Origin of the sequence: Natronorubrum sp. A-ect3 (assembly GCF_041821125.1) — an archaeon.
In the GTDB taxonomy this organism is placed as follows: Archaea; Halobacteriota; Halobacteria; order Halobacteriales; family Natrialbaceae; genus Natronorubrum; species Natronorubrum bangense.
Genome location: NZ_JBGUBB010000008.1, coordinates 102,996 through 126,704 on the forward strand (window position 1 = coordinate 102,996; position 23,709 = coordinate 126,704).

Annotated in this window: 26 protein-coding genes; 11 read left to right on the top strand and 15 right to left on the bottom strand. The window is 60.0% G+C overall.

Annotated elements, in window-relative coordinates:
* The first annotated feature begins 95 nt into the window (after window positions 1-95).
* Window positions 96-794, top strand: coding sequence for a 6-hydroxymethylpterin diphosphokinase MptE-like protein (locus ACERJA_RS17600; protein ID WP_373609540.1), 699 nt, complete (start codon window positions 96-98; stop codon window positions 792-794).
* 112 nt (window positions 795-906) lie between these two features.
* On the opposite strand, the gene ACERJA_RS17605 is transcribed toward ACERJA_RS17600, so the two are convergent.
* Window positions 907-1,101, bottom strand: a complete 195-nt coding sequence (locus tag ACERJA_RS17605) for a hypothetical protein (protein WP_373609541.1) — start codon at window positions 1,099-1,101, stop codon at window positions 907-909.
* A gap of 414 nt (window positions 1,102-1,515) precedes the next feature.
* Between ACERJA_RS17605 and ACERJA_RS17610 the strand changes: the two genes are divergently transcribed.
* From ACERJA_RS17610 to ACERJA_RS17625, 4 genes are all read left to right on the top strand, one after another.
* On the top strand, window positions 1,516-3,267 hold the full coding sequence (locus ACERJA_RS17610; protein WP_373609542.1) for an ABC transporter substrate-binding protein: 1,752 nt from the start codon (window positions 1,516-1,518) through the stop codon (window positions 3,265-3,267).
* Between the two features lie 138 nt (window positions 3,268-3,405).
* A complete protein-coding gene (locus ACERJA_RS17615) occupies window positions 3,406-4,278 on the top strand; it encodes a phosphatase PAP2 family protein (RefSeq protein ID WP_373609543.1) in 873 nt (290 codons plus the stop codon).
* Window positions 4,279-4,364: 86 nt separating this feature from the next.
* Window positions 4,365-5,768 (top strand): deoxyribodipyrimidine photo-lyase, encoded by a 1,404-nt coding sequence (locus tag ACERJA_RS17620; protein WP_373609544.1) that lies wholly within the window; start codon window positions 4,365-4,367, stop codon window positions 5,766-5,768.
* A 203-nt stretch (window positions 5,769-5,971) separates the two neighbouring features.
* The gene (locus tag ACERJA_RS17625) at window positions 5,972-6,304 is read left to right on the top strand and encodes a HalOD1 output domain-containing protein (protein ID WP_373609545.1); all 333 of its coding nucleotides are present in this window, start codon (window positions 5,972-5,974) and stop codon (window positions 6,302-6,304) included.
* Between the two features lie 66 nt (window positions 6,305-6,370).
* Here the strand turns inward: ACERJA_RS17625 and ACERJA_RS17630 are convergent, their stop codons facing one another.
* Window positions 6,371-7,339 carry a sugar phosphate isomerase/epimerase family protein gene (locus ACERJA_RS17630; RefSeq protein ID WP_373609546.1) on the bottom strand — a complete coding sequence of 323 codons (969 nt, stop codon included), beginning with the start codon at window positions 7,337-7,339 and terminating at the stop codon, window positions 6,371-6,373.
* Between the two features lie 145 nt (window positions 7,340-7,484).
* On the opposite strand from ACERJA_RS17630, the gene ACERJA_RS17635 reads away from it, so the two are divergent.
* Window positions 7,485-7,997, top strand: a complete 513-nt coding sequence (locus ACERJA_RS17635) for a hypothetical protein (RefSeq protein ID WP_373609547.1) — start codon at window positions 7,485-7,487, stop codon at window positions 7,995-7,997.
* A gap of 49 nt (window positions 7,998-8,046) precedes the next feature.
* On the opposite strand, the gene ACERJA_RS17640 is transcribed toward ACERJA_RS17635, so the two are convergent.
* The 7 genes from ACERJA_RS17640 to trmB form a co-directional block, all read right to left on the bottom strand.
* Window positions 8,047-8,355, bottom strand: coding sequence for a carboxypeptidase regulatory-like domain-containing protein (locus ACERJA_RS17640; protein ID WP_373609548.1), 309 nt, complete (start codon window positions 8,353-8,355; stop codon window positions 8,047-8,049).
* A gap of 202 nt (window positions 8,356-8,557) precedes the next feature.
* A complete protein-coding gene (locus ACERJA_RS17645; RefSeq protein ID WP_373609549.1) occupies window positions 8,558-9,625 on the bottom strand; it encodes a Gfo/Idh/MocA family protein in 1,068 nt (355 codons plus the stop codon).
* Between the two features lie 233 nt (window positions 9,626-9,858).
* The gene (locus ACERJA_RS17650) at window positions 9,859-11,046 is read right to left on the bottom strand and encodes an ABC transporter ATP-binding protein (RefSeq protein ID WP_373609550.1); all 1,188 of its coding nucleotides are present in this window, start codon (window positions 11,044-11,046) and stop codon (window positions 9,859-9,861) included.
* A 12-nt stretch (window positions 11,047-11,058) separates the two neighbouring features.
* Entirely contained in the window at window positions 11,059-12,180 is a 1,122-nt protein-coding gene (locus ACERJA_RS17655) for a carbohydrate ABC transporter permease (RefSeq protein ID WP_373609551.1), read from the bottom strand.
* Entirely contained in the window at window positions 12,180-13,223 is a 1,044-nt protein-coding gene (locus ACERJA_RS17660) for a carbohydrate ABC transporter permease (RefSeq protein WP_373609552.1), read from the bottom strand. The genes ACERJA_RS17655 and ACERJA_RS17660 overlap by 1 nt, the downstream gene beginning before the upstream one ends.
* On the bottom strand, window positions 13,213-14,688 hold the full coding sequence (locus ACERJA_RS17665; protein WP_373609553.1) for an extracellular solute-binding protein: 1,476 nt from the start codon (window positions 14,686-14,688) through the stop codon (window positions 13,213-13,215). The genes ACERJA_RS17660 and ACERJA_RS17665 overlap by 11 nt, the downstream gene beginning before the upstream one ends.
* A gap of 573 nt (window positions 14,689-15,261) precedes the next feature.
* A complete protein-coding gene (trmB, locus tag ACERJA_RS17670; RefSeq protein ID WP_373609554.1) occupies window positions 15,262-16,326 on the bottom strand; it encodes an HTH-type sugar sensing transcriptional regulator TrmB in 1,065 nt (354 codons plus the stop codon).
* 159 nt (window positions 16,327-16,485) lie between these two features.
* Between trmB and ACERJA_RS17675 the strand changes: the two genes are divergently transcribed.
* Together ACERJA_RS17675 and ACERJA_RS17680 are read left to right on the top strand one after the other, a co-directional pair.
* Entirely contained in the window at window positions 16,486-17,496 is a 1,011-nt protein-coding gene (locus ACERJA_RS17675; protein WP_373609555.1) for a mechanosensitive ion channel family protein, read from the top strand.
* 88 nt (window positions 17,497-17,584) lie between these two features.
* Window positions 17,585-18,028 carry a universal stress protein gene (locus tag ACERJA_RS17680; RefSeq protein ID WP_373609556.1) on the top strand — a complete coding sequence of 148 codons (444 nt, stop codon included), beginning with the start codon at window positions 17,585-17,587 and terminating at the stop codon, window positions 18,026-18,028.
* Between the two features lie 15 nt (window positions 18,029-18,043).
* On the opposite strand, the gene ACERJA_RS17685 is transcribed toward ACERJA_RS17680, so the two are convergent.
* On the bottom strand, window positions 18,044-18,454 hold the full coding sequence (locus tag ACERJA_RS17685; protein ID WP_373609557.1) for a universal stress protein: 411 nt from the start codon (window positions 18,452-18,454) through the stop codon (window positions 18,044-18,046).
* A 155-nt stretch (window positions 18,455-18,609) separates the two neighbouring features.
* On the opposite strand from ACERJA_RS17685, the gene ACERJA_RS17690 reads away from it, so the two are divergent.
* On the top strand, window positions 18,610-18,846 hold the full coding sequence (locus tag ACERJA_RS17690; RefSeq protein ID WP_006067503.1) for a DUF5816 domain-containing protein: 237 nt from the start codon (window positions 18,610-18,612) through the stop codon (window positions 18,844-18,846).
* A 75-nt stretch (window positions 18,847-18,921) separates the two neighbouring features.
* Window positions 18,922-19,227 (top strand): hypothetical protein, encoded by a 306-nt coding sequence (locus ACERJA_RS17695; protein ID WP_373609565.1) that lies wholly within the window; start codon window positions 18,922-18,924, stop codon window positions 19,225-19,227.
* Between the two features lie 40 nt (window positions 19,228-19,267).
* On the opposite strand, the gene ACERJA_RS17700 is transcribed toward ACERJA_RS17695, so the two are convergent.
* On the bottom strand, window positions 19,268-20,473 hold the full coding sequence (locus ACERJA_RS17700; RefSeq protein WP_373609558.1) for an alanine--glyoxylate aminotransferase family protein: 1,206 nt from the start codon (window positions 20,471-20,473) through the stop codon (window positions 19,268-19,270).
* Window positions 20,474-20,665: 192 nt separating this feature from the next.
* Between ACERJA_RS17700 and ACERJA_RS17705 the strand changes: the two genes are divergently transcribed.
* Complete coding sequence (locus tag ACERJA_RS17705) at window positions 20,666-20,866, top strand: dodecin (RefSeq protein WP_373609559.1); 201 nt, start codon at window positions 20,666-20,668, stop codon at window positions 20,864-20,866.
* A 149-nt stretch (window positions 20,867-21,015) separates the two neighbouring features.
* Here the strand turns inward: ACERJA_RS17705 and ACERJA_RS17710 are convergent, their stop codons facing one another.
* The 4 genes from ACERJA_RS17710 to ACERJA_RS17725 all read right to left on the bottom strand — a co-directional run bounded on the left by ACERJA_RS17710 (window position 21,016) and on the right by ACERJA_RS17725 (window position 23,437).
* Window positions 21,016-21,390, bottom strand: a complete 375-nt coding sequence (locus ACERJA_RS17710) for a HesB/IscA family protein (RefSeq protein ID WP_373609560.1) — start codon at window positions 21,388-21,390, stop codon at window positions 21,016-21,018.
* 132 nt (window positions 21,391-21,522) lie between these two features.
* Window positions 21,523-21,771 (bottom strand): hypothetical protein, encoded by a 249-nt coding sequence (locus tag ACERJA_RS17715; protein WP_006067498.1) that lies wholly within the window; start codon window positions 21,769-21,771, stop codon window positions 21,523-21,525.
* 87 nt (window positions 21,772-21,858) lie between these two features.
* Window positions 21,859-23,157, bottom strand: coding sequence for a histidinol dehydrogenase (gene hisD, locus ACERJA_RS17720; protein WP_373609561.1), 1,299 nt, complete (start codon window positions 23,155-23,157; stop codon window positions 21,859-21,861).
* A 58-nt stretch (window positions 23,158-23,215) separates the two neighbouring features.
* Window positions 23,216-23,437: a hypothetical protein gene (locus ACERJA_RS17725; RefSeq protein WP_373609562.1), complete on the bottom strand. Its 222-nt coding sequence runs from the start codon at window positions 23,435-23,437 to the stop codon at window positions 23,216-23,218.
* Window positions 23,438-23,709: the final 272 nt, after the last annotated feature.

The following is a 23,709-nucleotide window of genomic DNA, read 5'->3' on the forward strand; positions in this document are numbered from 1 at the left end:
ACTGAGTTAGTTGCTCGAGATACCGCTGTCGCGCTGTTGGCCCACCACTGGCTCTAAGCCCGAACACGGATACGACTCCACGTCTCATTTCGAGTATGCACTTCGACGAGTGGGAACCCGTCTACGAGGCGATTCTGGACGACTTCGGCTACGATCGGGCCGGTGACGAGCGAGCCCGAGACGTGCTGGCGTCGCTGACCGACGAGTTCGATCTCGACCGGCTCTCGAGTGTTCGAGATGCCACCGTTGCGATCGCCGGGGCCGGACCATCACTCAGCGACGAGTCGTCTCTCGAGCGGGCTCGAGACACAGACCTCGTCTTTGCGGCCTCGACGGCCGCCGACACGCTCGCAGAACACGGAATCGGTGTCGACTGTATGGTGACGGATCTCGACAAAAACCCCGATACGGTTCGGCAGTTGACCCATCGAGGAGTACCGGTCGCGGTCCACGCCCACGGTGACAACGTTCCCGCGGTCCGGGCGGTCGTTCCCGACTGTGCAGCCGACGCCGTGTTGGCGACGACACAATCTACACCACGGGGGTCCGTCCGGAATTTTGGTGGCTTCACGGACGGCGATCGGGCAGCGTTCCTCGCAGACCAGCTCGGAGCTGCCCAGCTCGTCTTCGTCGGCTGGGATTTCGACGATCCTGCGGTTGACCCGGTGAAGGCACGAAAACTCACGTGGGCCGAACGACTGCTGTACTGGCTCGAGTCGCGCCGAAGAGAGCGCTTTGGCCTGTTAGACGGTCGCCGGGAGACGATCGAGACGCGTGCGCTGCCGCTCGAGTGACGGTTTTGGTTCGTTCTCCACGACCGAATCCCGGTTCTGCTCATACGGACTGCTGTCGTCACTGACCGCTAATTACCGACTCCATCGCGGGTGATCGGGACAGCAGACCGTATCAGTCGATCCGGTAGCTGGCGATCTCCGTACAGCCACAGGTCGGACAGTTCGAACTGCCCGACTCGAGTGTCGTCCCACAGTGTCGACACTCCTCGATGACTGTCTGTCCGCCGTCTCGGATGAGAACTGCCGTGAGTGCCGTTCGCAGTCGTGAGGTGTTCGATTCTTGGGACGATTGATGCTGGCGCTGCATGTACAGCTAGCCGTGTGTATCATGTTTCGTTATTATACTCTTACCATGAATAACATAATAGCTGATACTACATCATCTCGTTACTATCATCCATACTTCGAATAATGGGGTAATTTATTGGCGCCGGCGACTGTCTCTCCACTCCTCGAGCCACGATTTTGCTGCCCTACACCGACTCGGCTACTGGTGAGCCGCTGGACCAACGGTAGCACCGACTTTACAACAGATTGATTCGCCGACTCGACGCGTTTGAGCTGAGACGCACTGCACTGTCCTAACATGTAGCTACAGGAGGGCACGTTCTCGAGTCAAACACGCGCTTGATCGACGCTCCTGCTTGCCCGAAGAGCCGTCTCACCAAACTATCGCTTCGGGAGTAAGTCCTATACGCTGTGGTGGCATAGCCGGGGACACATGGCTGACGTCGCTCCATCGGTGACTCGTCGAGGGCTGCTCGCTGCAGTGGGTGTTGGGACCAGTGCCCTCGCTGGTTGCTCGGAGCGACTCTGGTCGCAAGCGGAAACCACCGGCTCGGACCAGGTTTCGCTGCGGATCAAAGCCGTTCCTGCGGACGACGATTATTTCGCTGCGACGATCGCGAGCCAACTCCGTGAAAACTACGCTTCGGCCGGCATCGACGCAACACACGAGCCAGTTGCCAAAGCGGAACTGTACCGTGATATCCTCCTCGAGGGCGACTACGACGTCTTCGTCGCGAGACATCCTGGACTCGACGAGTACGATGCGCTGTACGAACTGTTACACTCCCGGTTCGTCAGCGAACCTGGATGGCAAAACCCGTTTCACGTCTCCGATGTGACGAGCGATGACTATCTCGAGATCCAGCGGGAAGCCGACGAATCCGAACGCCAGGACGTGCTCGTCGACCTGATCGAGCATCTGTTGCGGACGACACCGTACACTACGGTCACGTTTCCGTACGTCGTTAGCGGTGTGGCGGAGTCGTTTTCGCTTCCCACTCCACCCCGTCGACCCCACGAGTATCTCGAGTTACTGTCTTATTCGGAGAACGAGTCACGGGATGGTCCAATCGAGGTGGGTGTCTTTGGCGAACACCTTACCGAGCGACTGAACCCAATCACTGTCGACCGAAACCGAATCAGCGGGCTGTTGGGGCTGGTGTACGATCCGCTGGTCAGACAGATCGGTGACGAGTACGTCCCGTGGCTGGCCGAGGACGTCGAGTGGACGACAGAGGGCCGCGTTCAGGCCCGTGTCACACTCCGAGAGGGTGTCGAGTGGCACGACGGCGAATCACTCGACGCCGAGGACGTGGCGTTTACGCTCGATTTTATCGGGGACACGTCGATGGGCGAGGTCGACGGTGGCGTCCCTGCACCACGCTATCGGGGCCGACAGACGCTGCTCGGGGGAACGGACGTGATCGATAGCCGGACGATTGAACTGTCGTTTCCCGCGGCGAGTCAGATGGCTGCTCGCCGGCTGCTCACGATCCCCGTGCTTCCAGCACATATCTGGGCAGATCGATCGGAAGTCATTGCCGATCGACAGACACGGGCGATCACGACCAACAACGAGGACCCAGTGGGCTCCGGGCTGTTTGCGTTCTCAGAGGTCACGACCGACGTCGAAGTCGAACTCGAGCCGTTCGACGGACACGTTCTCCGCGAGACGACGGACCGTCCGGCAGTCCTCGAGAACTTCTCCCAGTTCGAGGGACTCACGTTTCGGATTGCACCGAACCCGGGCGCGATGGGTGACGCACTCATCGATGGCGACACCGACGTGACAGCAAGCGAACTGCCGCCCGGAACTGCTCGTGACATTCGAACAGCGGCGACCGCCTCGACAGTCACTGGAACGACTGATTCGTTCTACATGATCGGCTACAACAGCCGGCAGGACGAACTCGGAAACCCGAACTTCCGACAACTTTGCTCGCGACTGATCGATCGCGAGCACGCCGTCCGTGAGTTTTTCGAAGGATTCGCGCAGACGGCGACGACCCCTGCGGCGCTCGTCGGAATCAGTGAGTCCATGGCGTTCGACAGCGACCTCGAGGACAGGTTCGAATCCGACCCGCTGAGCTTTCCTGGCACCGACGGGGAGCTCAACACGTCCCGCGTCCAGTCACTGTTTGAGGATATCGGCTACAGATACGAAGACGATCTCTTACTCGAGTAAGCCGTGGTTGTGAGACACGAACTGGGCGGCGACTGACGCGTCGCGTGTGGACTGTTCACGCGAAGGCGGCTGATCGTGCTTGCAACCCGTTTGAAAGAGTTAATGGCTCGCAGACTGTAGGGTTAGTACACGAACCGCATGGCACTTGCCGAAGTACTGCTCGAGCTTGCCCTCGTCGTAGTGACAATGCTCGTGACTGCGACGCTCGTCATCATCGGGCCACGCAACGTGGCCGCCGCGTTCGAGGATTTTCGCTGGCGTCTCGAGGCGTGTCTGCTGCCGTTTGCCGCGCTCGTGGTTGTCCTGCTGTTACGGTGGTCGACACAGGACGTCGTCCAGCGACTCGAGCGACGCGTCCTCCGAAACAATATCACGCCATACCTGTTTGAGTTCGATCAGGCGCTTTTCGGGACGGATCCCGTTGCCGTGCTCCAGTCGCTTCAGACCGACGCTGTGACGTCGTTTTTCGTCTTCATCTACATCTATGGCTACGCGTTCTTGCTCCTGTTTCCCTTTATCGCGTACTTTGCACTCAAGCAGATGGACGAGCTGTCGATGCTCGTGGTTTCGTTTACCGCAAACTACGGGATCGGACTGATATTCTATACGCTGTTCATTGCGTTTGGGCCTCGAAACGTCGATCCACTGCTGTTCGACGGGCTGTTGTACGATGCGTTCCCCCAGTCTCGGACGCTAACAAACGAGATTAATCAGAATACGAACGTCTTTCCATCGCTGCACACCTCGCTGGCGATGACCGTGTTCTTCCTTGCGTGGGTTACCCGAGACAAGTATCCGCTGTGGCTTCCTGTCGCCGGATTTCTCGCGATTAGCGTCAGTCTGTCGACGATGTATCTGGGTATCCACTGGTTTTCCGACGTCGTCGCTGGCACGGCTCTCGCGCTTGTCAGCGTCTACATCGGCGTCAACTACACGGTCGAGGGGCTCATCGCGTCGGTTCGGCGCTTTTTCGAGACGAGGTTCGGACCGCCTAACGCCGATGGTGAGTAACTCGGCGACGAGCTACCCGATCCTGCCTCGTTGACGCACCTCGCCGCTACCCCGATGTTTTCGACACTCGAGTCGTCAGTTCGGACATGGACCTCTACTGGCATCGTCGTGACCTCCGTGGCACCGACAACCGGGGCCTCGCTCGTGCCGCCTCGCTCTCGACAGAACCGATCGTTCCCGTTTTCGTCTTCGATCCGACTGTTCTCGAACACGCTTCACCGATCCGAGTCGCCTGTCTGCTCGAGGCTCTCGAGGGGCTTCGGGCATGGTATCGCGAGCGCGGCAGTGACCTGCTCGCCGTCCGTGGTGAGGCAAGCGACGTGATCCCCCAACTCGCTGCTGAGTACGACGCCGAGACCGTCGTCTGGGCGACCGACTACAGCGGGCTCGCACACGAGCGCGACCGGGCCGTGACGGCGGCACTCGAGGACGACGGCGTTACCTGCGAGTCAGTCCACGACTCGATTCACCACGAGCCGGGATCGATCACGCCCAACGAGGGCGAGCATTACTCCATATTTTCGTACTTCTGGAAGAAGTGGCGCGACCGGGAGAAACGGGAGCCGGTCGAGCCGCTGGCCGCCGATGCGCTCGCGGACGTCACCGGCGACCCGCTGCCGTCGCTCTCGGCGTTGGGGTTCGACGAGCCATCCTCGACGCCGCCATCGGTCACACAGGCGGCCGCCCGCGAGCACGTCACCGAGTTCTGTTCGGGTCCGATCTACCGGTACGCCGACGACCGCGACAAGCCGGCCGTCGATGGCACCTCCCGGCTGTCAGTCCACCTCAAGTGGGGCACTATCGGGATTCGCGAGGTGTACGAGGCGACCGAGCGGGCAGCGACACGGGCAACAACGGACGACGACCGCGAGAGCGTCAGTGCCTTTCAGCGCCAACTCGCCTGGCGGGAGTTCTACGCCCACGTCCTCGAGTTCAATCCCGAGACGGTCACCGAGAACTTCAGCGGGTACGAACACGATATTCCGTGGCGAAACGACCCTGAGGAACTCGCAGCCTGGAAAGCCGGTGAGACGGGGTATCCGATCGTCGATGCCGGAATGCGTCAACTGCAGGCCGAGGGATGGATGCACAACCGCGTTCGGATGCTCGTCGCCTCCTTCCTGACGAAAGACCTCTTGATCGACTGGCGCGAGGGGTACGACTGGTTCCGAGCGAAGCTCGCAGACCACGAGACGGCAAACGACGTCGGCGGCTGGCAGTGGGCCGGCTCGACCGGGACCGATGCCCAGCCGTATTTCCGGGTATTCAACCCGATGAAGCAGGGTCGCGAGTACGACCCGGACGCCGACTACATCCGCGAGTATATTCCCGAACTCGAGGGCGTTCCGGCCGACGCGATCCACGACTGGCACGAACTCGAGTCGGCTCGTCGGACCAGCCTTGCGCCGTCGTACCCGGAGCCGATCGTCGACCACGGGGAGCGCCGAGAGCGTGCTATCGCGGCGTTCGAACAGGCTCGTGGGGAGTGAGACGGTCAGCTATCGTAACAACTGAGCCGATCTATATCAACCGCACGACGGCTGTGCGAGTGGGTGTGCGGTGAGGTAGTGGCGACGAGAGCTTCGGTCGAAACTCGGCCCCGTCACCCAGTTCGTCGGCTTCCGTCTGACGGGTTTATCATATTGGCATGTCTGACAGTATCCTTATCAAACATACCGATGTAGCGACAGCCATGACACCACCACAGCAACCATCGTCTGCTGAACTGGGCGCCCCAACCCAGCGCATTACCGAAGCAGTTGCCGCTCACGAAGGCGTCGATGTTACTGCTATCGAGCCACCAGCGTACGAGCCGCTGTACACTGTCATCGATCCGGAGGCACTCGATGCTCTGTTCCGAACGTCGTCGCCTCACTCGGAGACGACAGCCCGTGTCATCCTCGAGTATGCGGGATACGAGGTCGTTGTCCACGCCGATGGGCACGTCGAGGTGAGTGAGCTGTCGCCGACAGAAACGCAACACACCGACTGCCGACTGAAACGTGACACACCGACTGCCGACTGAAACGTGACTCGAGCGACCGGCGAACTCCCAGTAGTGCGACCAGCAGCGGGACGCTTGTGCTGTCGATTACTCGGCCCAGTAGGCCGCACCCGGCTCCGTCTCGAAGATCGCGCGCTCGAGCAGATCGATCGCTTTCTCTAACCCTTCGCGCGAACTGGTCAGTGAATCCTCATGTTCGATGCTCAGTGCACCGTCGTAGTCGACCATCCGCAGCGTCGAGACGATGTCTTTCCAGTGGGATTCGCCGTGGCCGTAGCCCACGGATCGAAAGAGCCACGAGCGGTTTGGCTCGTCGTCGTAGGCCGTGGTATCGAGAACGCCTTTCTCACGCGCCTGTGACTCGTATATCTTGGTGTCCTTGGCGTGGAAATGGTGGATCGCGCCGCGCTCGCCGAGATACCGGATTGCGTCGGTGATCGTGATCCCCTGCCAGTACAGATGCGAGGGATCGAAATTTGCGCCGATGCGATCGCCCGTCTCCTCGCGCAGCCGGGCCATTCCGTGGGGTTCGTAGATGAGCATGTTCGGATGCATCTCGATGGCGATATCGACATCGTGGTCGTCGGCGTACGACTCGAGGTCGGCCCAGTAGTCGACGGCTTGCTCCCATTGATACTCGAGTGCGTCGGCGTGTTCTGGCGGCCATGGTGCGGTAATCCAGTTCGGGACCTCGTCGTTTGGCCCTCCCGCGGGCAGCCCCGAGAAGCAGGTGACGACGCCGACCTCGAGTTGATTTGCGAGTTGGATCGCCTCACGGAGCTCTGTATCCGCCGTCTGTGCCCGTTCGTCGTCCGGGTGGAGCGGATTGTTGTGGGTCGCCAGCGCGCTGATCCGCATATCGTGTTCCTCGAGTCGGTCCTTGATTTCCTGTTGGGCGCTGCTGTCGTCGAGGGAGGCCGCCCGGGGGAGGTGGTCCTCTCCGGGGTGGCCGCCGACGCCCGGCTCGATTGCGCCAACGCCGAGATCCGAGAGATACGACAGCGCGCCCTCGAGCGATTCGTCCGCCAGCGGTGGGGTGTGAACGCCGATTTCCATACGGGCACGGACAACGAGTGGGAAAATAAAACGGGGGCCGGCAGAGAGATGTGAGCCGGTGTGTCTCCCTCGGCAGGAACCGACCGCGACGTCCCACGCAAGTGTCGGCCAGTGACTTATTTTTCTAACACGACTATCTTGGACAATGGCTCGAGACAAGCGGCTTTCACGGCGGTCAGTGCTACGTTTCGGTGGCGGAACGGTCGCCACCGTCCTCATCGCAGGGTGTACCGACGGTGGCGGAGAGGTCGAAGACGACCCCGAAACTGACGACGAACTCGAGGAAGAAGCCGACGATGCCGACCCGCCGGAAACAGGGCAGGACGACGACTGGGAGGCTGTCGAGACGATCGAACTCGAAGCCGACGCTGAAGACGGGTGGGTGGGGCGGCAACCGGATGCGATCGAGGGCAACGAGAACCCTGACATCGTCCTCTATGAGGGTACTGAGTACGAGTTCATCTGGACGAACATGGACGGTGACGGCCACAATCTTGCCATCTGGGATGATGCTGACCCGATTGTCGCGTCCAGCTTCGTCGACGACGAAGACGAAACGGTCGAGTTCACCGTTGAGGCAACCGACGAGATGGAGATGTATCTCTGTGAGGTTCACAGCGACGATATGGTAGGTTCGATCGAAATCCGATCCGAGTAAGCCGTCGATACACTTTGGTACGCCCGCAAGCCGATCTGCCCTCCCTCGTTTACGGACCAACTCGCCGTCCAGTTCTGGCTACCGTTGATCGTGGCAGCGCCCGCACCAGCGTCGCGTCCGGCGTGTACGCGACGCGGTCGGTCGGCGATTTGACTGCAATGAGTTTCCAGAACCCGGGCGAGTGAAACGTAATCTTACACCGCCCGCTCTCATCAGTTCGTTTGCGCTTCGAGCCGGCCTCGACGATCGCTCCCTCGACCGGCTGGTTCCTGTTGTCTCGAACACGAACGGTGAGTGGACGCCCCACAGGGAGTTCGCGACGGCTGATCTCGAGGGCAAGTGACCGTTCAACCTTCATGTGGGACGTTACCATGACGATGCGGAAAAATACCACCCTGCAAACGATCGCATCTGGCGGCCCCATCTCTCGAGTGTGTCGTCGCGTTCGACTATCGCCTGATCGAGTTCACGACTGCCAGTGCGACCGCACGACAGGTCGCGATCGCACCGGCACATCGTACAAACCGCGAGCGCATACCCGCGTCTGGACAGCAGCCCTCTCACTCGTCGACACTGATCGTGTGTCCTGCTTCGCTCGAGCGATAGATCGAGTCGATCACTCGCTGGACAGTGATCGCCTGCTGGATGCTTTCGTCGTCGATATCGTCGCGGCAGATCCGATCGAAAAACGCCTGCTGTTCCTCGGAGTGGGTATCGTTCTGGCGTGTCTCGATGGCAGTATCCTCCAGATGGTCCGGGCCGACATTGCTCGCCGAGTGGAAGGTAAGATCTCCCTCGAGCAGATCGAAGCGAGCGGCTGCTTTCGTTCCGCGAATGACGAACTCGTGGGTTGCCGGTCGGTTCGTTGCCCACGCCACTTCCAGCGAAATCGTCTGATCGCCCGTACAGCGGACGAACGCACTGGCAGAGTCATCGACATCGAAGCCGGTTGGACCTTCGTCTTCACCCCACATCTCGAGATACGCGTACTCCTCGCTTGAGCCGAACTCACCGCGTGTAACACCGGTCACCTCGTTGATGGCGGGGTAGTCGAGCAAAAAGAGGGCGAGATCGATTGCATGGACGCCGAGATCAATCAGGGCACCGCCGCCGGCGATCTGTCGTCGAGTAAACCACGAACCACGGCCCGGAATTCCACGGCGACGGACGTAGTTGGCTTCGATGTGAGTCACCTCACCAAGTTCGCCACGGTCGATCCGGTTGCGGATGATCCGGACCGTGTTTGAGAACCGATTGTTGAAACCAACCATACTGTGACCGTCCGAGTTGGCTGCTGCGTCGGCGATTCGGGTTGCACTCTCGATCGAGTGTGCCAGTGGTTTCTCTAAAAGGACATGGAGATCGCGTTCGAAGGCGTCGACGGCGTACTGTTCGTGATATTTGTTCGGCGTGGTGATAATGATGGCATCGACGTCGTCGTACAGCTTGTGGTGATCTTCGTAGACATCGGCGTTGTATCGACGAGCAAATCGTGATCGGGCCTCGCTGGCGACGTCCATGCCACCGACGAGGGGAACGCCGAGCTCAACGAGTCGCTCTGCGTGATACTGGCCGATGTTACCCAGGCCGACGATACCTGTTTTGATGTCGATTCGGTCCATTGTCATTGGCATGGTGTCATGACTGGGGTGTCCATTTTCGTACTTATACAGTCAATACTGCTATATTAAATCGTGGTGCCGAAGGGTCTTTTGTCCGTTGCCAAACGATTGCTGATCTCACTCCACGGTTCGCTTTCGACCCCCGTCGGTATCGTGACGATAGTAACAACTGAACCGATGGACACATGCATCGCACAGCAGTCGTGCGATGCGGTGTGCGGTGACGTGCAGTGTAGAGGTCAGCTATCAGCCCCCGCCGGCGCCGTTCCGGGTTCGCGTTCCTGCAGATCGGTAATGCCATGGACCAGCGCGTCACCGGTTTCCGTATTGAACAGGTGGATATTCGACCGATCCAACACGAGATCAACGTCTTGGCCTGCTTCGATATCCGTGTCAGGAGTGACACTCATTAGCAACTGGTTTGGCGACGTGGCGGGATCCTGCTCCATCGAGCCTGCTGCAGCCTCGGAGAGCAACAGGTAGACGAAGATCTCGTCGCCCATTGGCTCTAGGACGTCACTCTTGGCATCGATCGTCGTCGTCGGTGAGGTCAGCGAGTCGGCGTACCGGACCAGATGGACGTCCTCCGGTCTGACACCGAGCGTGACATCGTCGCCGACGGTCACACCCGGGATCCGGGACGGATCGACATCGACGGTGAAGTTGTTCGTCTCGAGACCGCCCTCGATGAGTTTTCCTTCGACGAAGTTCATCGAGGGCGAGCCAATAAAGCCTGCAACGAACAGGTTCGTGGGTTCGTTGTAACAGGTAAGCGGTGGGGCGATCTGCTGGAGCCTGCCCTTGTTCAGGACGGCGATCCGGTTCGACATCGTCATCGCCTCGGCCTGGTCGTGGGTGACGTAGATGATCGTTGCCCCGAGCTCCCGGTGGAGTCGCTGGAGCTCCGTCCGCATGTGGACCCGCAGCTTCGCGTCGAGGTTCGCAAGCGGCTCGTCCATCAGGAACACGTCCGGGTTGCGGACGATCGCGCGGGCGATGCCGACGCGCTGTTGTTGCCCACCGGACATCTCGCCGGGCATCCGATCGAGCATCCCTTCCAGTTGGACGATGTCGGCCGCCTGTTCGACGCGGCGTTCGATCTCCGCGTCGTCGTAGGTTCGGAGTCGAAGCCCAAACGAGATGTTGTCGAAGACGTCCATGTGGGGGAACAGCGCGATGTTCTGGAACACCATTGCGACGCCTCGGTCTTTGGGAGCGAGGGTGGTGACGTCGTCGTCACCGATGTAGATGCGCCCTTCTGTCGGCTTGGTCAATCCCGCAACCGTCTCCATCGTCGTCGACTTCCCACAGCCCGAGGGGCCGACGAAGGTGACGAACTCCCCGTCTTGGATCTCGAGGCTGACGTCGTCGACTGCGGTGACATCTTCGTAGCGTTTCGTGACGTTTTCGAGTCGTACTCGTGCCATAGTTGTATTCGATTATTCTTTGAGTCCGCCCGCGGTCAGTCCGCTGACGATCTTTTCTTGGGCCACGACCACGAGGATCGCGACCGGGATGACGCCGATAATGCTCGAGGCGGCCATGAGGTGATACAGCACCTCGTACTGGCCCTGGTAGCCCAGGATCCCCTCGAGAAGCGGTGCCCAGTTCTCCGGCTGGCCGTCGGTCATGAGAAACGAGAAGAAGAACTCGTTGTAGACGGCGATAAACGTCAACACGCCCGCGGTTGCGACGCCGGGTGCAGACAGGGGGATGATGACCCGGAACAGCGCGCCGAGCCGGGTCGTCCCTTCGACGCGGGCGGCGTCCTCGAGCCCATCCGGAATCTGTGCGTAGAACGTCGTCAGGATAAAGATCGCAAGCGGCATGAAGATCGCCGACAGCGGCAACACCATCGCGCCGGGGGTGTTGTACAGCGTCCCGTCTCCGGTGATCGGCTCGAGGAGGAAAACCGAGGTGTTGAACAGGTCGTTCAGTGGGATGAAGAAGGCTGCTGGTGGGAAAAAGGAGATCACGAGCACCAGCAACATCATCGGGAGCTTCCCACGGAAGTCCAGCCGGCCGAAGGCGTAGCCGGCGAGGCTCCCGATCACTAGGACGATGATCGTCGAGGCCGTCGCGATGACGAAGCTGTTGAACATGTACCAGTGGAACGGCAGGACCTCGAAGACCTCGATGAAGGCACCGGGGTTGAACCCGTTCGGCGTGAGGATGATGTCCTGCTGGCGACCTTCCGGAGTCAGTGCGACCATGAGCAGCCAGTAGAACGGGAACAGCGTCGTCACCAGGAAGAAGATCGTCGCCGTATAGAACATCGATCGGTAGGCCCGTTCGGGGTTTTTGATCGCTTTCGAGGCCCACCGCTCGAACGGGCCTCGGTCGAGTACGGCTTCTTCGTCCGACTCCTCTCCGATCAGGACGTCGTCGCCTTCCCCTTCGGCTGGCTGACCGCCGTCGGTCATCCGGCGGGAGTGTTGCCAATGTGCTGGGATGTCAGTCGACGTGGCGTCGGTATCGTCTCTATCCGGCACGGTGTCGGACTGACTGTCTGCGGGCTGCTCCTCTCGGTCGGATCGGTCGGATGGGGTATCGTCTGTCATTAGGAGAGCCCTCCCTCGGTGTCACGGAAGAAGAACACGTACACCGAGATGATCAGGCCGATTACGAGTGCGGTCATGAACGCGACTGCCGCCGCCGTTGCGTAGATGCGCGTCCCGCCGAACATCGCCTCGACGACGAGACAGGTCAGCGAGGGGACGGTCGTACAGCCAGCGGTCGATTCAATCAGCCCGTAGACTCGCATCGCGTCCATCGTCCGGAACAACATCGCAACCAGCAACGCCGGCAACACGAGCGGCAACGTGATCATCTTAAACCGTTGCAACGGCGATGCGCCCGCGACGCGTGCAACATCGTACAGGCTTCGGTCGACGCTCTGGAGCCCGGCGAGGATCAACAGGGCCATAAAGGCCGCGGACTTCCAGATGTCAGCCACGAGGACGATGATAAACGAGTCCTGGCTGTCGGCTAGCGGGTCGGCGCCGAAGACGCCGAGCCACTGCATGAAGTCGCTGCCGAAGCCGACTTCGGGCTGGAACAGCAGGAAGAAGATCATCCCCTGGATGACGATCGGCACGGCCCAGGGCAGGATGATCGCGACGCGAACCCAGCGCCGACCACGGAAGTCCTGGTCCAAGACGTAAGCCTGTCCGAACCCGATCAGCGTCTCGAAGAAGACACTGATGACCGCAAAGCCGAGGGTCACGAACAGTGCCTGCTGGAGGATCGGGACGCCGAACTCGATGAACGGGAACGACGCCGACATCGTCACGTCCATGAACTGCCGGGCAAGCCTGGCGTTCCCGGTAAGGATGTTGACGTAGTTCTCGACTCCGACGAACCCACCGAGTGGCTCTAGCCCACGTGTCCGATCTTCCTGCAACGACATGATGAACGTCATGACCAGCGGATAGAAGGCGATCAGCGCCAGCAGAGCCGTCGCGGGTAACAGGAGGAGATATGCGTACGCGGCTTCGCTCAGATTCTCCATCCAGTTGACGACCGCGTTCCCCGTTCGATCGCGATCGGTCTCGCCCTCGCCACCGAAGATGCCACCGCCCCCAGGATCGGTATCAGTCGCCATCTTGCCCCCTCACGTCCGCCTCGCTCTGTTCAAGACGGCTGTTTAGATCGCCCATCGCCTCCTCGGGTGATTTGACGCCCCGGTAGGCAGCGTGGATCTCCTGGGCCATCACTGACGACTGCTCAGGCCAAACATCCGTCACCGGCCGGGGGATCGCGTTCTCGGCAGCCTGCTGGATCTGCTCGCTGTACCGTGCAACCGGCCCGGTCTCGTCGGGATCGAACTCGTCTAACAGCTCGACTTTCGGCGGGATGAAGCTGAGCGTCTCGAAAATTCGAGCCATCACCTCATCTTGGGTGAACGCCTCGATCACCTCGAGAGCCATCTCGGAGCGCTCGGTGTTCGGATTGAGAACGAGATGCCAGCCACCCAGCGCGTGTGCGGAGCCGCCGGTGCCTTCGAACTCGGCTTCGTCTTCCGAGACCGCATATGGCATCGGCATGACGCCGAGATCCTCGCCGAACTCCTCTTCGGCGCCACTGATCCCGATCGAGTACGGCCAGTTACGATGCATGACCGCGTTCCCGGCCGCAAACGGGCCGCGGGCCTCCTCTTCGGTCCACTGGACGATCGTCGACGGCGCGATCTCGGGATAGCCGTCGAGCGCGTGCGGATCGTCGTCGCCATGGATGAACGCCCGCATCATCCGAAGCGAGTCGAGAACGGGTTCGCTGTCGACGGTGATCGACCGCTCGCCAGCCTCAAAGAGGGTGTCGGTGCCACCGAAGTATGCGCCGCCCCACGTTGTCATTACCTCGTTGAACGTACAACAGGAGAGCCCCTCGTAGGAGGCCGCCTGCGTGGTGTAGCCGAAGTCGATGCCGGCCTCGTCGCGGGCGTCTGCGGCGGCCTCAGCGAACTCCTCCCAGCTCGGCGGCTCTGTATCCCAATCGCTCGTGTCGTAGCCGGCGTCTTCGACCAGATCCCTGCGATACTGCATCGTCCCGAAGTCGGGAAACAGCGGGACGGCGTGGAGTTCGTCGGTCTGGGGGTGGCGTGCCGTCTCGAGCGATGCGTCGAGGTAGTCTTCCTCGACGCGCTCTAAGACGTCGTCGGGGAGCACCTCGGTCATGCTCGTGGTCTGCTCGCGGAGGATAAACGGGAGCGTCCACCCGCTGTCCATCATGAAGATGTCGGGTGGGGAGCGGCCAGCCTGCAGCGTTGACTGATACTGCTGCATCCGCTGGTCCGTATCGTCGACGCTCGCCTGTACCTCGACGGTGATGTCGTTGTCGAGACCGGCGTCCCAGAGCGCCTCCTGGATCGACGCGTCGGCGTCGTCGCCGCGCATCGCCCCCTCGAAGTCGGTGTCTCCGGTCATCACAATCGTGTTCTCGTCACGAGCGCCGCCGAGACAGCCAGTGACCGCGACGCTCGCGGCGACTGCCCCAAGCGATGCACCCGTCAGATACTGCCGACGGGACAGGCCACCCGTGTCTTCGGTGCCTGTGGTATTGTGTCCCATCTTCGTATCACGACTACTTTCAGTGCCTTTAATCGGTTGCATGAATACATGAAATTAATAGAAAATGTCGGGTTTTCGTGACTGTATAAGGTCGGATTACACACTGGTCACCAAACTGGACCGTGTCTCGAGACGAGGCGGTCAGCTACGTGAGCGAGTGGCCGCCACGAAACACCGACCGATCCATCACCGCGAGTGTTGACGTCACAATCACCAGATTCTAGCAGGACCGTAACTCCTCAACGCGGCCGGCCACGACGGCCGACCGCTGGTTTGATCGTCACAACTCCGAACGGCTGTATGCACTGCTAACTCGTTGTTCGGCGACCAGAAAACCAGCATTGCGCTATCGGTGCGGCGTCACGAACCGCCCGAATACGATCGATCAGCACCACGCAATCGGGGTGAACCGCCAGACCCACCCATACGCCTATGCTGTGCCGACCGGGACAGCCGTCGGGCGGTCGCAGGCCGTCGAAACGATAGCAGCCACTGACCGTCAGTGCACACCCGATCGCTGTGCGATCGGTGTCAATCAGTTTCAGTTGTTACGATAGCGGACATGAATCCGTCTCAGTCCTCGAGAAGCGGCGGTTCGTGGCGACCGATGTGGATCTCGTGGGCCTCGATATCCTCGAGGGCAGCGACACGGCCACCGACGGTGACTTCCTCGCCAGCCTCGTTCTCGAGTGTGAGCGCAGCGACTTCCTCGCTCACCTCGAAGGAGACGTCAAGGATGCGTCCGCGAACGACACGTGGCCCACCGACTTCGACGTCTCGTCCCTCGATCGTCGCATAGAACTCGCCTCCCTCGTCGATGATGTCTTTGACACACCGGCGGATCGAGGCGTACTTGCGGGGATACGTTCGCTCACTCCCATCCTCTCCGAGCGTTTCCTCGGCGGTCGTCCAGAGGACGGTTCCGAAGAACCCGGAGACGAGAAAGCCAAGCGCCGATCGGTTGAAGATGACACCGTACCGGTCCTGATCGTCACGCAGCGCATCCTGGGTCGCATACATCGAGTAGTTGCCGTCGGCGACGGCGACGACCGGTGTCGTGATTCCTCGTCGCGCTCGAGCCGTCGTTGCAACCTCGGTATAGTCGAACTCTTCGGGATCCGGTGCCTCGTTTGCCGGCGTCACGATCAGGTCGACGCTGACGCCTGCATCGACGGCTGCTTTCAGGTCGTCCTCGAACCGGGTCAGTAGATCCGGTGTCAGCGACAGGGACAGCTCGTAGTCGGCATCGTCGATAACCTCCTCGAGATAGCGCAGAATCGTCGACCGAGATTTGACCAGCGAGACAGCCTCAGTGTCGCGAGCCGGCGCCGTGTATCTGGTCTCGAGTTCGTCGATCATCTCTGCCAGCGAGGTCTGGACGTTCTCGAAGGCCTCTTCCGGGTTGATTGCGACGACTTTCATTGGACGGGACTCACGGAGTTCGACCAGTCCACGGTCGCTTAGACTGCGAACGGTGTCATACACACGCGGCTGGGGGATGTCAGTCCGATCCGCGATCTCGCTTGCAGTGAGCTGTCCTTGCTCGAGGACGGTCAGATAGGCGTCGATCTCGTACTCGCCGAGATTGAACCGCTCCCCGACCTGCTCGACGGTCGAGCGAAGTTCGTCTGGTGCCATATACGTACATACGCTCCCGGCGGATAAATGATTTATTATATACTGAGTAGCACCTATTTTCGAAATTGGGTTACTTTCGAACGATGATTGATCGCGGATCCCATGATCGCATGCGTGACGGTCAGAACGCTTAACCACTGCGGGCAAGAGTGTGTTGCCATGCGCGGGGTACTGCAGGTAAACGAGAGCGACGCTGTCGAGGAAGTCGAAGGCTTGCTCCCGTGGTCCGCTCGCGACGGCGTCGTCGAGATTGGGCTTGCCGTTATCGTTCTCATCATCGGCTGGTATCTCTCGAAACTCGTCGTCAGGATCGCCGGTCGAACTATCGCCCGCCGAATTGAACGCCCAAGTGTCACCCGAACCGTCCTTCGTGGTGTCAGAATATCCGTTCTTCTCGTGACGTTCGTCATCGCTGCTGGCATTCTCGGCGTCACTGGAACAGAGATCCTCCTTTCGGTGACCGTCATCTCGGCCGTGATTGCTGTCGTTCTCGCGCCACTCGTCAGCAGTCTCATCAACGGCTTTTTCATTCTCACCGACCGGCCCTACGAAATCGGCGACATGATCGAAGTCACTGACGAGGGTCACACCGGATTCGTCGAGGATATCACGATTCGCTACACGAAGATCTTCACCCTCCAGAACACCTTCATCGTCATCCCAAACGCCGAGATCCACGAACGCGACGTGATCAACTACTCGGCTGAGGACGAACGCACCCGGATTTCGATCGCCTTCGACGTCACCTACGAAAGCGACCTCGAAACCGCACAACGGCAGGCCGAACGAGCGGCCCGCAGTGTCGACACTGTCATCTCTGGCGGGCCAGATATCCGGATCGGCAGTGCCCGCTACGCCGCAGCGCCAGTCTGTACGATCGAGGAGTATGGCGACCACGGCATCGCACTCGAGGTACACTTCTGGATCAAACACCCCTACAAACAGGCCGTCGCTCGCTCGGAGGTCCAGTCGGCGATCCGCGAGCGATTCGAGGATCGAGATGTCGAGTTTGCCTACCCGCGCCGGCATCACGTCTTCGATGAGAGCAGCGGCGTCGCCCGACTGGCCGTCGACGGCCCCGAAGCCAATCACCTACGCGACAGCTCGGCTGGCAAACCCGACGCCCGATCCATGCGTGGCGCCGAGACTGATACGCAGTCGGATCAGTAACGGCGAGACACCATCGCCGCTCCCGATCTCATACGATTGTGGTGGTGTTTTATACGATTACCACACCAAGGCATCCAGTAGCTCACAGATGTACGACGATATCCTCATTCCGACAGACGGGAGCGAGACGATCTCCGAAACCCTGACCCATGGGTTGTCTATCGCCGACGACAACGATGCGACGGTCCACACGTTGTACGTGGTCGACAGCCGGATGACTGCCGCGGCAAGCGGTGATACCAGCACCGATCTCGAGCGCTCACTCGAGGACGAAGGCCGTGATGCTGTCGCTGCTGTCGACGAACAGGCCACACAGCGTGGACTCGACACCGTCAGTGACGTCCGCAAAGGGACGCCTGCAAAGACGATCCTCGAATACGCCGACGAGCACGAGATCGATCTGATCGTCATCGGAACGCGTGGCAAAACGCCTCGAGAGAAAGTCACGTCGCTCGGTAGCGTCTCGGAGCGGGTGGTCGACAACGCCTCGATACCGGTGTTCGTCGTGCGCGGTGCGGGCGCAAACGAGTAAGCTGTTCTTACGCTCTTACGCTCGTGCGCTTTCGACCGTAATTACCTCGCAATCGAGGTGTGTCCGTAGATACTGGTCGATGTTCGGATTGTCGGTGAACCGCTGGAAGAGCCGCCGCAGCCGGCTCGCTTGCTTGCTGCCGATAACGACGACGTCAGCATCTTCCGCGGCAACCTCGTCGAGAATGCTTTCCTCGACGAGAAACCCGGTGCGAACGACGTATCGCGTGTTCTCGAGTCGGCCGAACGTGCTCTCGACGGCCGCCTTTAGATCGATTCGCGTCACTTTCTTCCCGTTCTGATAGAGGTCGACGTGCAGAATCGTCAACGCCGCATCTCGATCGCGAGCGACCTCGATTGCCCGCTCGAGCGTCCGTCGCGAATGCTTTGACAAAGGATATCGAACAGGAACCACGACCAGCGACATTATCCGATGAAACGATACCCGGCCGGGTAAACCTTTCAGTTAGGATAGTCACGATTGTGAGCTATTACCATGGTTGGGTGTGGCGATTGGGACAGCGCCCTCGTGTCCGACATCGGACAGACAGTCATTTATCATGAGCGCGGCTAACTGTGGCTATGCAACCACGGTCCACTGACGATGGCACCGTCTACGTTTCGGATCGAGACGGAGATATCGGTTCCAAAGGCCCATTTTTCGTCGCCTACGAATCTCGAGACGCAACACAGCGGTATGGCTGGTTCTGTGCGAACTGCGAGAGTTTCGACAACGCGATGGATTCGATGGGTCGAATCAAGTGCAATCAGTGTGGAAACTTCCGCAAGCCGACTGAATGGGACGCTGCCCACGAGTGAGTTACCGGTTTTTGTTCCGTGCCAACGTTTATTATGGTGGCCAGTGTATGTACATCTCGAATGGGTCCTGTTAACATGCGACTCGTCGAGCAGGCCAGGTCGATCTTCGCAGAGCTTGGGTACACCGTCGAAGGCAACGGCCCGAAGTTCCGCGCCGAACGTGACTGGAAAGTCGTCCACGTCAGTACCGTCCTCGAGACAGGAGAACTCCCGACCGAGTCCGGACAGTTCCACTGTTTCGTCGCCCAACCCGAGGACGCTGACGGGCTCGAGCATAAGCTCCAAAGCGTCAATCCTGCCTATGAGTGGGCTATTATCGTCGTCGATGGAGACGACTATCAGGTCGAACGCGCTCCGCCAGGACCACGGGTCTCCGCATAACGGTCGACAGCCGCTTCGTCCGTAAAAACCACTTCGCCGCTTATTTTTCGAGTGCGCTTCGCGTCGCTGAGACGCCAGCACCCGGATCGACATCGGCACCCATCGACTCCAGGACGTCACCCAGCGCCGTTACGACATAGACGACGTTTTTCGGGCGCGCAGAGTGGCCCATACAGCCGATTCGGAATATCTCTCCATCCAGATCTCCCAGTCCGCTTGCGACCTCGAGGTCGTAGCGCTCGAGCAGTTCGGCACAGACCTCACCGTCGTCGATGCCGTCTGGAACACGGACGGCGTTGAGGCTTGGCAGCCAGTACTCGTCGGGGGCGTTCATCTCGAGCCCCATCCCCTCCATGCCAGCTTTCAGTGCGCCCGCGAGTCGTTCGTGACGTGCCCAGCGCTGTTCGATGCCTTCCTCAGCGACCAGCCGAAGCGCCTCCCGAAGTGCATAGACGTTCGTGACCGGCGCAGTGTGGTGGTAGGCGCGTTCGTCGCCCCAGTACCCCTCGAGCAAGGAGAGATCGAGATACCACGAGCGGGAGTCCTCCTCGCGCGAGAGGACTTTCTCCATGGCAGTCTCCGAGAGCGTCAGTGGACTCGCGCCGGGCGGACAAGAGAGACACTTCTGTGGGCCCGAGTATGCGACGTCGATATCCCAGTCGTCGACTCGGAGTTCGACCCCGCCGAGCGATGTGACGGTGTCGGCGATCACGAGTGCGTCGTGATCGTGTGCAGCGGCGGTCAGTTCCGAGACGTTGGGCTGGAGGACGCCCGTACTCGTCTCAGCGTGGACGAAGCCGAAGACGTCCGGATCGTGTTCGGCAAGCGCGTCGGACACGGTAGCGGGCTCGAGTGGCTCACCCCACGGTGCGTCGACCTCGACAACGTCGCCGCCAGCTCGACGAGCCATCGACGCCATCCGGCCGCCAAAGTAGCCGTTTGTCGGGACGAGCATCGTATCGCCCGGCTCGACGACGTTGCCGATCGCAGCTTCCATGGCGGCTGAACCGGTCCCCGAGACTGGAATCGTCCACTGGTTGTCCGTCCGGAACGTGTACCGCAGCAGTTCCTGTACCTCGTTCATAATCTCGACGAACGAGGGATCGAGATGGCCTACAAGCGGTGTCGTCATCGCCCGAAGAACGCGTGGGTGAACGTCGCTCGGTCCTGGTCCCATCAGTGTCCGGTCTGGCGGTGTCAGTTCTCCGATCTCCGAGACATCGATCTGATCGTCAGTACCTGTCATGGGAACCAGTGGGAACGGCACCTCAAAAACGTTCACGAATTGAACCTGCTCGCCATCCTGCTTCTGGAGATTCCGACTCGTCTCACGAACGCGCAATCACTGCTTTTTCGACCGCTGTTCGGTTCAAAAGAGACGACTATTGGTATCACTAAGCATACATTGAAGACAAATCGTGGTGTACTCACATGAGCAATGGTATTCAAGAAGATCACACTGATCGGAACAAGCCCAGAAAGCTTCGACGCGGCAGCCGACGACGCGGTCGATCGCGCCGAGGCGACTCTCGAGAACGTCCACTGGATCGAAGTCGACGAACTCGGCGTCGAAGTCGCAAGCGCCGACGACCGCGAGTATCAGGCAGAAGTCACCGTGGCGTTCAAACTCGAAGAGTAAGACCAGCGGTTCCTTTTTTCCAGTGCGATCGACTCGCTGTCTGAACTGCAGTGATGACGGCAGAATCGACGCCCCGTCTACCGACTCACAAAGCCGCGGATGGCTATCGATCTCGACCGTAGACTGTGTCGAGTGGCAAGGGCGGGGTGTTACGTCCGGAACGACTCGCCACAGCCACACTCGCTGACAATGTTCGGGTTTTCGACGTGGAACCCTTCGGCCTGCAGTCCGCTCTCGTAGTCGAGGATACTGCCTTCGATGTATTTCAGACTGGCCGGGTCGACGAAGACACGAAGCTCGTGATGTTTGTAGATGGTGTCATCATCGTCAGGCGAATCGTCGAACCGCATTCCGTAGGACAGCCCCGCACACCCTCCCTGCTGGACAAATAGTCGGAGCCCTGCCTCGGCTGGGTCGAGTCCTTCACTGTCGAGCAACGCGAGTGCCTGCTCGGCCGCCGTTTCGGTCACTTCGATCTCGGGACGGGCGTCTGCGTTCCCGCCATCCATGCTGTCCGTGCTCATACGTATTTCTTACCGTCGCGACGATGTTAACTGTGACGCCCATGCGTTCGTTCCAGTGTGCTGTCCGTTTACGTCCTTTCTGAACGCTATCTTTGGAACGACCAGCGGATGGGTTTCGCCCCCGCACGCTTGTCACTCGCCGTAGCGGTTCCCATGCCGCTGTACTGACCGGTAGTACAGCCCGAACTGCTTTTTATCGTTTCGTGAGAGTTCAATGTCGTGCTCTGCCAGCAACTCGAGCATCCGCCGTGGCTCACACTCATACCACATCGAGAGGAGCCGGACGTTTTTCTGTGCGTAATCGTAGTTCCGCTCGAGCACACGTCTCTCGGTCGGATCAACCACCGACTCGCGATCACGTTCGTGCTCATGTCGTGACATCTCGACTCCTACTCCGGCGCCCACCACTGTAAAGCTAGTACCCACATGCACCGACATTCCAGCCGAACTGACGCCCGTAATCTGCAGTTACGAGTCGTCGCTCTCGAGACGCTCGAGTCGGTGGCGAACGCTTGCAGCGTGTGCCTCGAGCCCCTCTGCGTCCGCAAGCGTCGTAATCGTCTCGCCGATATCCTCGAGGCCGTCCGCTGAGAGTCGCTGGACAGTCGTCGACCGGAGGAACGTCTCGACCGAAAGTCCACCCGTCACGTGTGCACTGCCGTTGGTCGGGAGCACGTGGTTCGTACCGCTTGCGTAATCACCCGCGGCAACAGGCGTATTCGGCCCAAGAAAGACGCTACCCGCGCTATCGATACGCTCGAGAATCGCTTCGTCGTCCTCAGCAAGGATCGAGAGGTGTTCCGGCGCGTACGCCTCGGTGAAAAGAATTGCTTCACTCATCGATCGAGCCAGTAAGACGCCGCTTGCGTCGTTTTCGAGACCAGCCTGTATAATTTCCTTGCGCTCGCGCGCGTCGACCTGCTCATCGATGGCTGTGACAATCCCGTCGGCAATCTTCTCATCCGTCGTGACTGCGACGACCGACGTGTTGGGGTCGTGTTCTGCCTGGGCGATCAGCTCCGTCGCAACGAGTGCTGGGTCTGCTGTCCCGTCTGCGACGACAACGACCTCGCTTGGCCCTGCGAGGAAGTCTATCTCGACATCACCACGCACTTCGGCCTTGGCTGCTGTCACCCACTTGTTACCAGGCCCGACAATCTTTTGCGCGCGCGTGATCGTCTCGGTTCCGTACGCGAGTCCGGCGATCGCCTGTGCGCCTCCCACGCTGTAGACGGCATCCGCGCCGGCAGCGTGGATGGCCGCCAACGTGACCGGATTCAGTTCGTCGGCCGGCGGTGTGACGACTGACACGTGCTCGACACCTGCTACGACCGCTGGCACAACCCCCATGATCGCACTCGACGGATAGGCAGCTGAGCCACCCGGAACGTAGACGCCGACGCGCTCGAGGGGACGGAACCGTCGACCGAGTTCTCGCCCGGGACCGAACTCCTCACGCCAATCGTCGGGCAGTTGCGCTTCGTGGAACTCCCTGACGTTTGCCACGGCGGTCTCGATTGCGTCCAGCAGCTCATCATCGAGCGCCTCGTATGCGCGCTCACACTTATCAGTGATCGTGATATTTCCGAGTTCGACGTCGTCGAACTCGCTCGTAAACTCACGGACGGCAACGTCGCCTTCCTCGCGAACGCGGTCGACAATTTCCCGTACATCTCCTCTTACTGCCTCGATGCCGGCATCCCGGTCAAAAAAGGCGGCGCGCTCGCCCGGCCCGAGATCTGCGAGTTCTCGCACGTCTACTGTCATACCTGTTCGTTCGGCCGGTGATCGAAAAACGGTTTCCTTCCGATCATAGATCTACCGACTACGTATCAGTGTTCTCGATGTCCCAGACACCCACCATATCGAGCGTTGCTCTGATAAAGAGATAGACGACGATCAGGAAGCCACCGATCGCAAACGGTGCTTGCAGGAGTTCTGCGATACCTCTCCCAAAAACGAGTTGACTGAATCCGCGAACAAAAAAACTCAGTACGACGAGTCCGATCCCAATGACCGCGAGCTTGACGAACCCTTCTCGGTCCATACGCTACTGTTCGACCCTCGCTGCTAAATCGTATCGGTCGCACAACCAGTGACAGCTTGCACCGAGTGACTACCCAGCATGAACCAGACGTCACTCGAGACGACGGGGTTATATATGCCGATGCCATCCGTCGTAATACAACAAACGTCTCGCTGGATGCGGCTTCTGGCGACGTTCCGATCCGACGCCCTTAAGTACATAAGGCAATTCGGATGTGAATGCAAAGAAGACGTGATCGACGAAGCGTTTAATCCGCTTCGTCATCTCGGACC

Bases quoted from the DNA above. Each gene is read 5' to 3' on its own strand.
- ACERJA_RS17610 (WP_373609542.1), top strand. From the start codon at position 1,516: ATGGCTGACGTCGCTCCATCGGTGACTCGTCGAGGGCTGCTCGCTGCA.
- ACERJA_RS17600 (WP_373609540.1), top strand. From the start codon at position 96: ATGCACTTCGACGAGTGGGAACCCGTCTACGAGGCGATTCTGGACGAC.
- ACERJA_RS17675 (WP_373609555.1), top strand. From the start codon at position 16,486: ATGCGCGGGGTACTGCAGGTAAACGAGAGCGACGCTGTCGAGGAAGTC.
- ACERJA_RS17605 (WP_373609541.1), bottom strand. From the start codon at position 1,101: ATGCAGCGCCAGCATCAATCGTCCCAAGAATCGAACACCTCACGACTG.
- ACERJA_RS17695 (WP_373609565.1), top strand. From the start codon at position 18,922: ATGCGACTCGTCGAGCAGGCCAGGTCGATCTTCGCAGAGCTTGGGTAC.
- ACERJA_RS17625 (WP_373609545.1), top strand. From the start codon at position 5,972: ATGACACCACCACAGCAACCATCGTCTGCTGAACTGGGCGCCCCAACC.
- trmB (WP_373609554.1), bottom strand. From the start codon at position 16,326: ATGGCACCAGACGAACTTCGCTCGACCGTCGAGCAGGTCGGGGAGCGG.
- ACERJA_RS17705 (WP_373609559.1), top strand. From the start codon at position 20,666: ATGGTATTCAAGAAGATCACACTGATCGGAACAAGCCCAGAAAGCTTC.
- ACERJA_RS17685 (WP_373609557.1), bottom strand. From the start codon at position 18,454: ATGTCGCTGGTCGTGGTTCCTGTTCGATATCCTTTGTCAAAGCATTCG.
- ACERJA_RS17645 (WP_373609549.1), bottom strand. From the start codon at position 9,625: ATGACAATGGACCGAATCGACATCAAAACAGGTATCGTCGGCCTGGGT.
- ACERJA_RS17655 (WP_373609551.1), bottom strand. From the start codon at position 12,180: ATGACAGACGATACCCCATCCGACCGATCCGACCGAGAGGAGCAGCCC.
- ACERJA_RS17620 (WP_373609544.1), top strand. From the start codon at position 4,365: ATGGACCTCTACTGGCATCGTCGTGACCTCCGTGGCACCGACAACCGG.
- ACERJA_RS17615 (WP_373609543.1), top strand. From the start codon at position 3,406: ATGGCACTTGCCGAAGTACTGCTCGAGCTTGCCCTCGTCGTAGTGACA.
- ACERJA_RS17710 (WP_373609560.1), bottom strand. From the start codon at position 21,390: ATGAGCACGGACAGCATGGATGGCGGGAACGCAGACGCCCGTCCCGAG.
- ACERJA_RS17650 (WP_373609550.1), bottom strand. From the start codon at position 11,046: ATGGCACGAGTACGACTCGAAAACGTCACGAAACGCTACGAAGATGTC.
- ACERJA_RS17630 (WP_373609546.1), bottom strand. From the start codon at position 7,339: ATGGAAATCGGCGTTCACACCCCACCGCTGGCGGACGAATCGCTCGAG.
- ACERJA_RS17690 (WP_006067503.1), top strand. From the start codon at position 18,610: ATGCAACCACGGTCCACTGACGATGGCACCGTCTACGTTTCGGATCGA.
- ACERJA_RS17660 (WP_373609552.1), bottom strand. From the start codon at position 13,223: ATGGCGACTGATACCGATCCTGGGGGCGGTGGCATCTTCGGTGGCGAG.
- ACERJA_RS17715 (WP_006067498.1), bottom strand. From the start codon at position 21,771: ATGTCACGACATGAGCACGAACGTGATCGCGAGTCGGTGGTTGATCCG.
- ACERJA_RS17665 (WP_373609553.1), bottom strand. From the start codon at position 14,688: ATGGGACACAATACCACAGGCACCGAAGACACGGGTGGCCTGTCCCGT.
- ACERJA_RS17725 (WP_373609562.1), bottom strand. From the start codon at position 23,437: ATGGACCGAGAAGGGTTCGTCAAGCTCGCGGTCATTGGGATCGGACTC.
- ACERJA_RS17640 (WP_373609548.1), bottom strand. From the start codon at position 8,355: ATGAAGGTTGAACGGTCACTTGCCCTCGAGATCAGCCGTCGCGAACTC.
- ACERJA_RS17700 (WP_373609558.1), bottom strand. From the start codon at position 20,473: ATGACAGGTACTGACGATCAGATCGATGTCTCGGAGATCGGAGAACTG.
- ACERJA_RS17635 (WP_373609547.1), top strand. From the start codon at position 7,485: ATGGCTCGAGACAAGCGGCTTTCACGGCGGTCAGTGCTACGTTTCGGT.
- hisD (WP_373609561.1), bottom strand. From the start codon at position 23,157: ATGACAGTAGACGTGCGAGAACTCGCAGATCTCGGGCCGGGCGAGCGC.
- ACERJA_RS17680 (WP_373609556.1), top strand. From the start codon at position 17,585: ATGTACGACGATATCCTCATTCCGACAGACGGGAGCGAGACGATCTCC.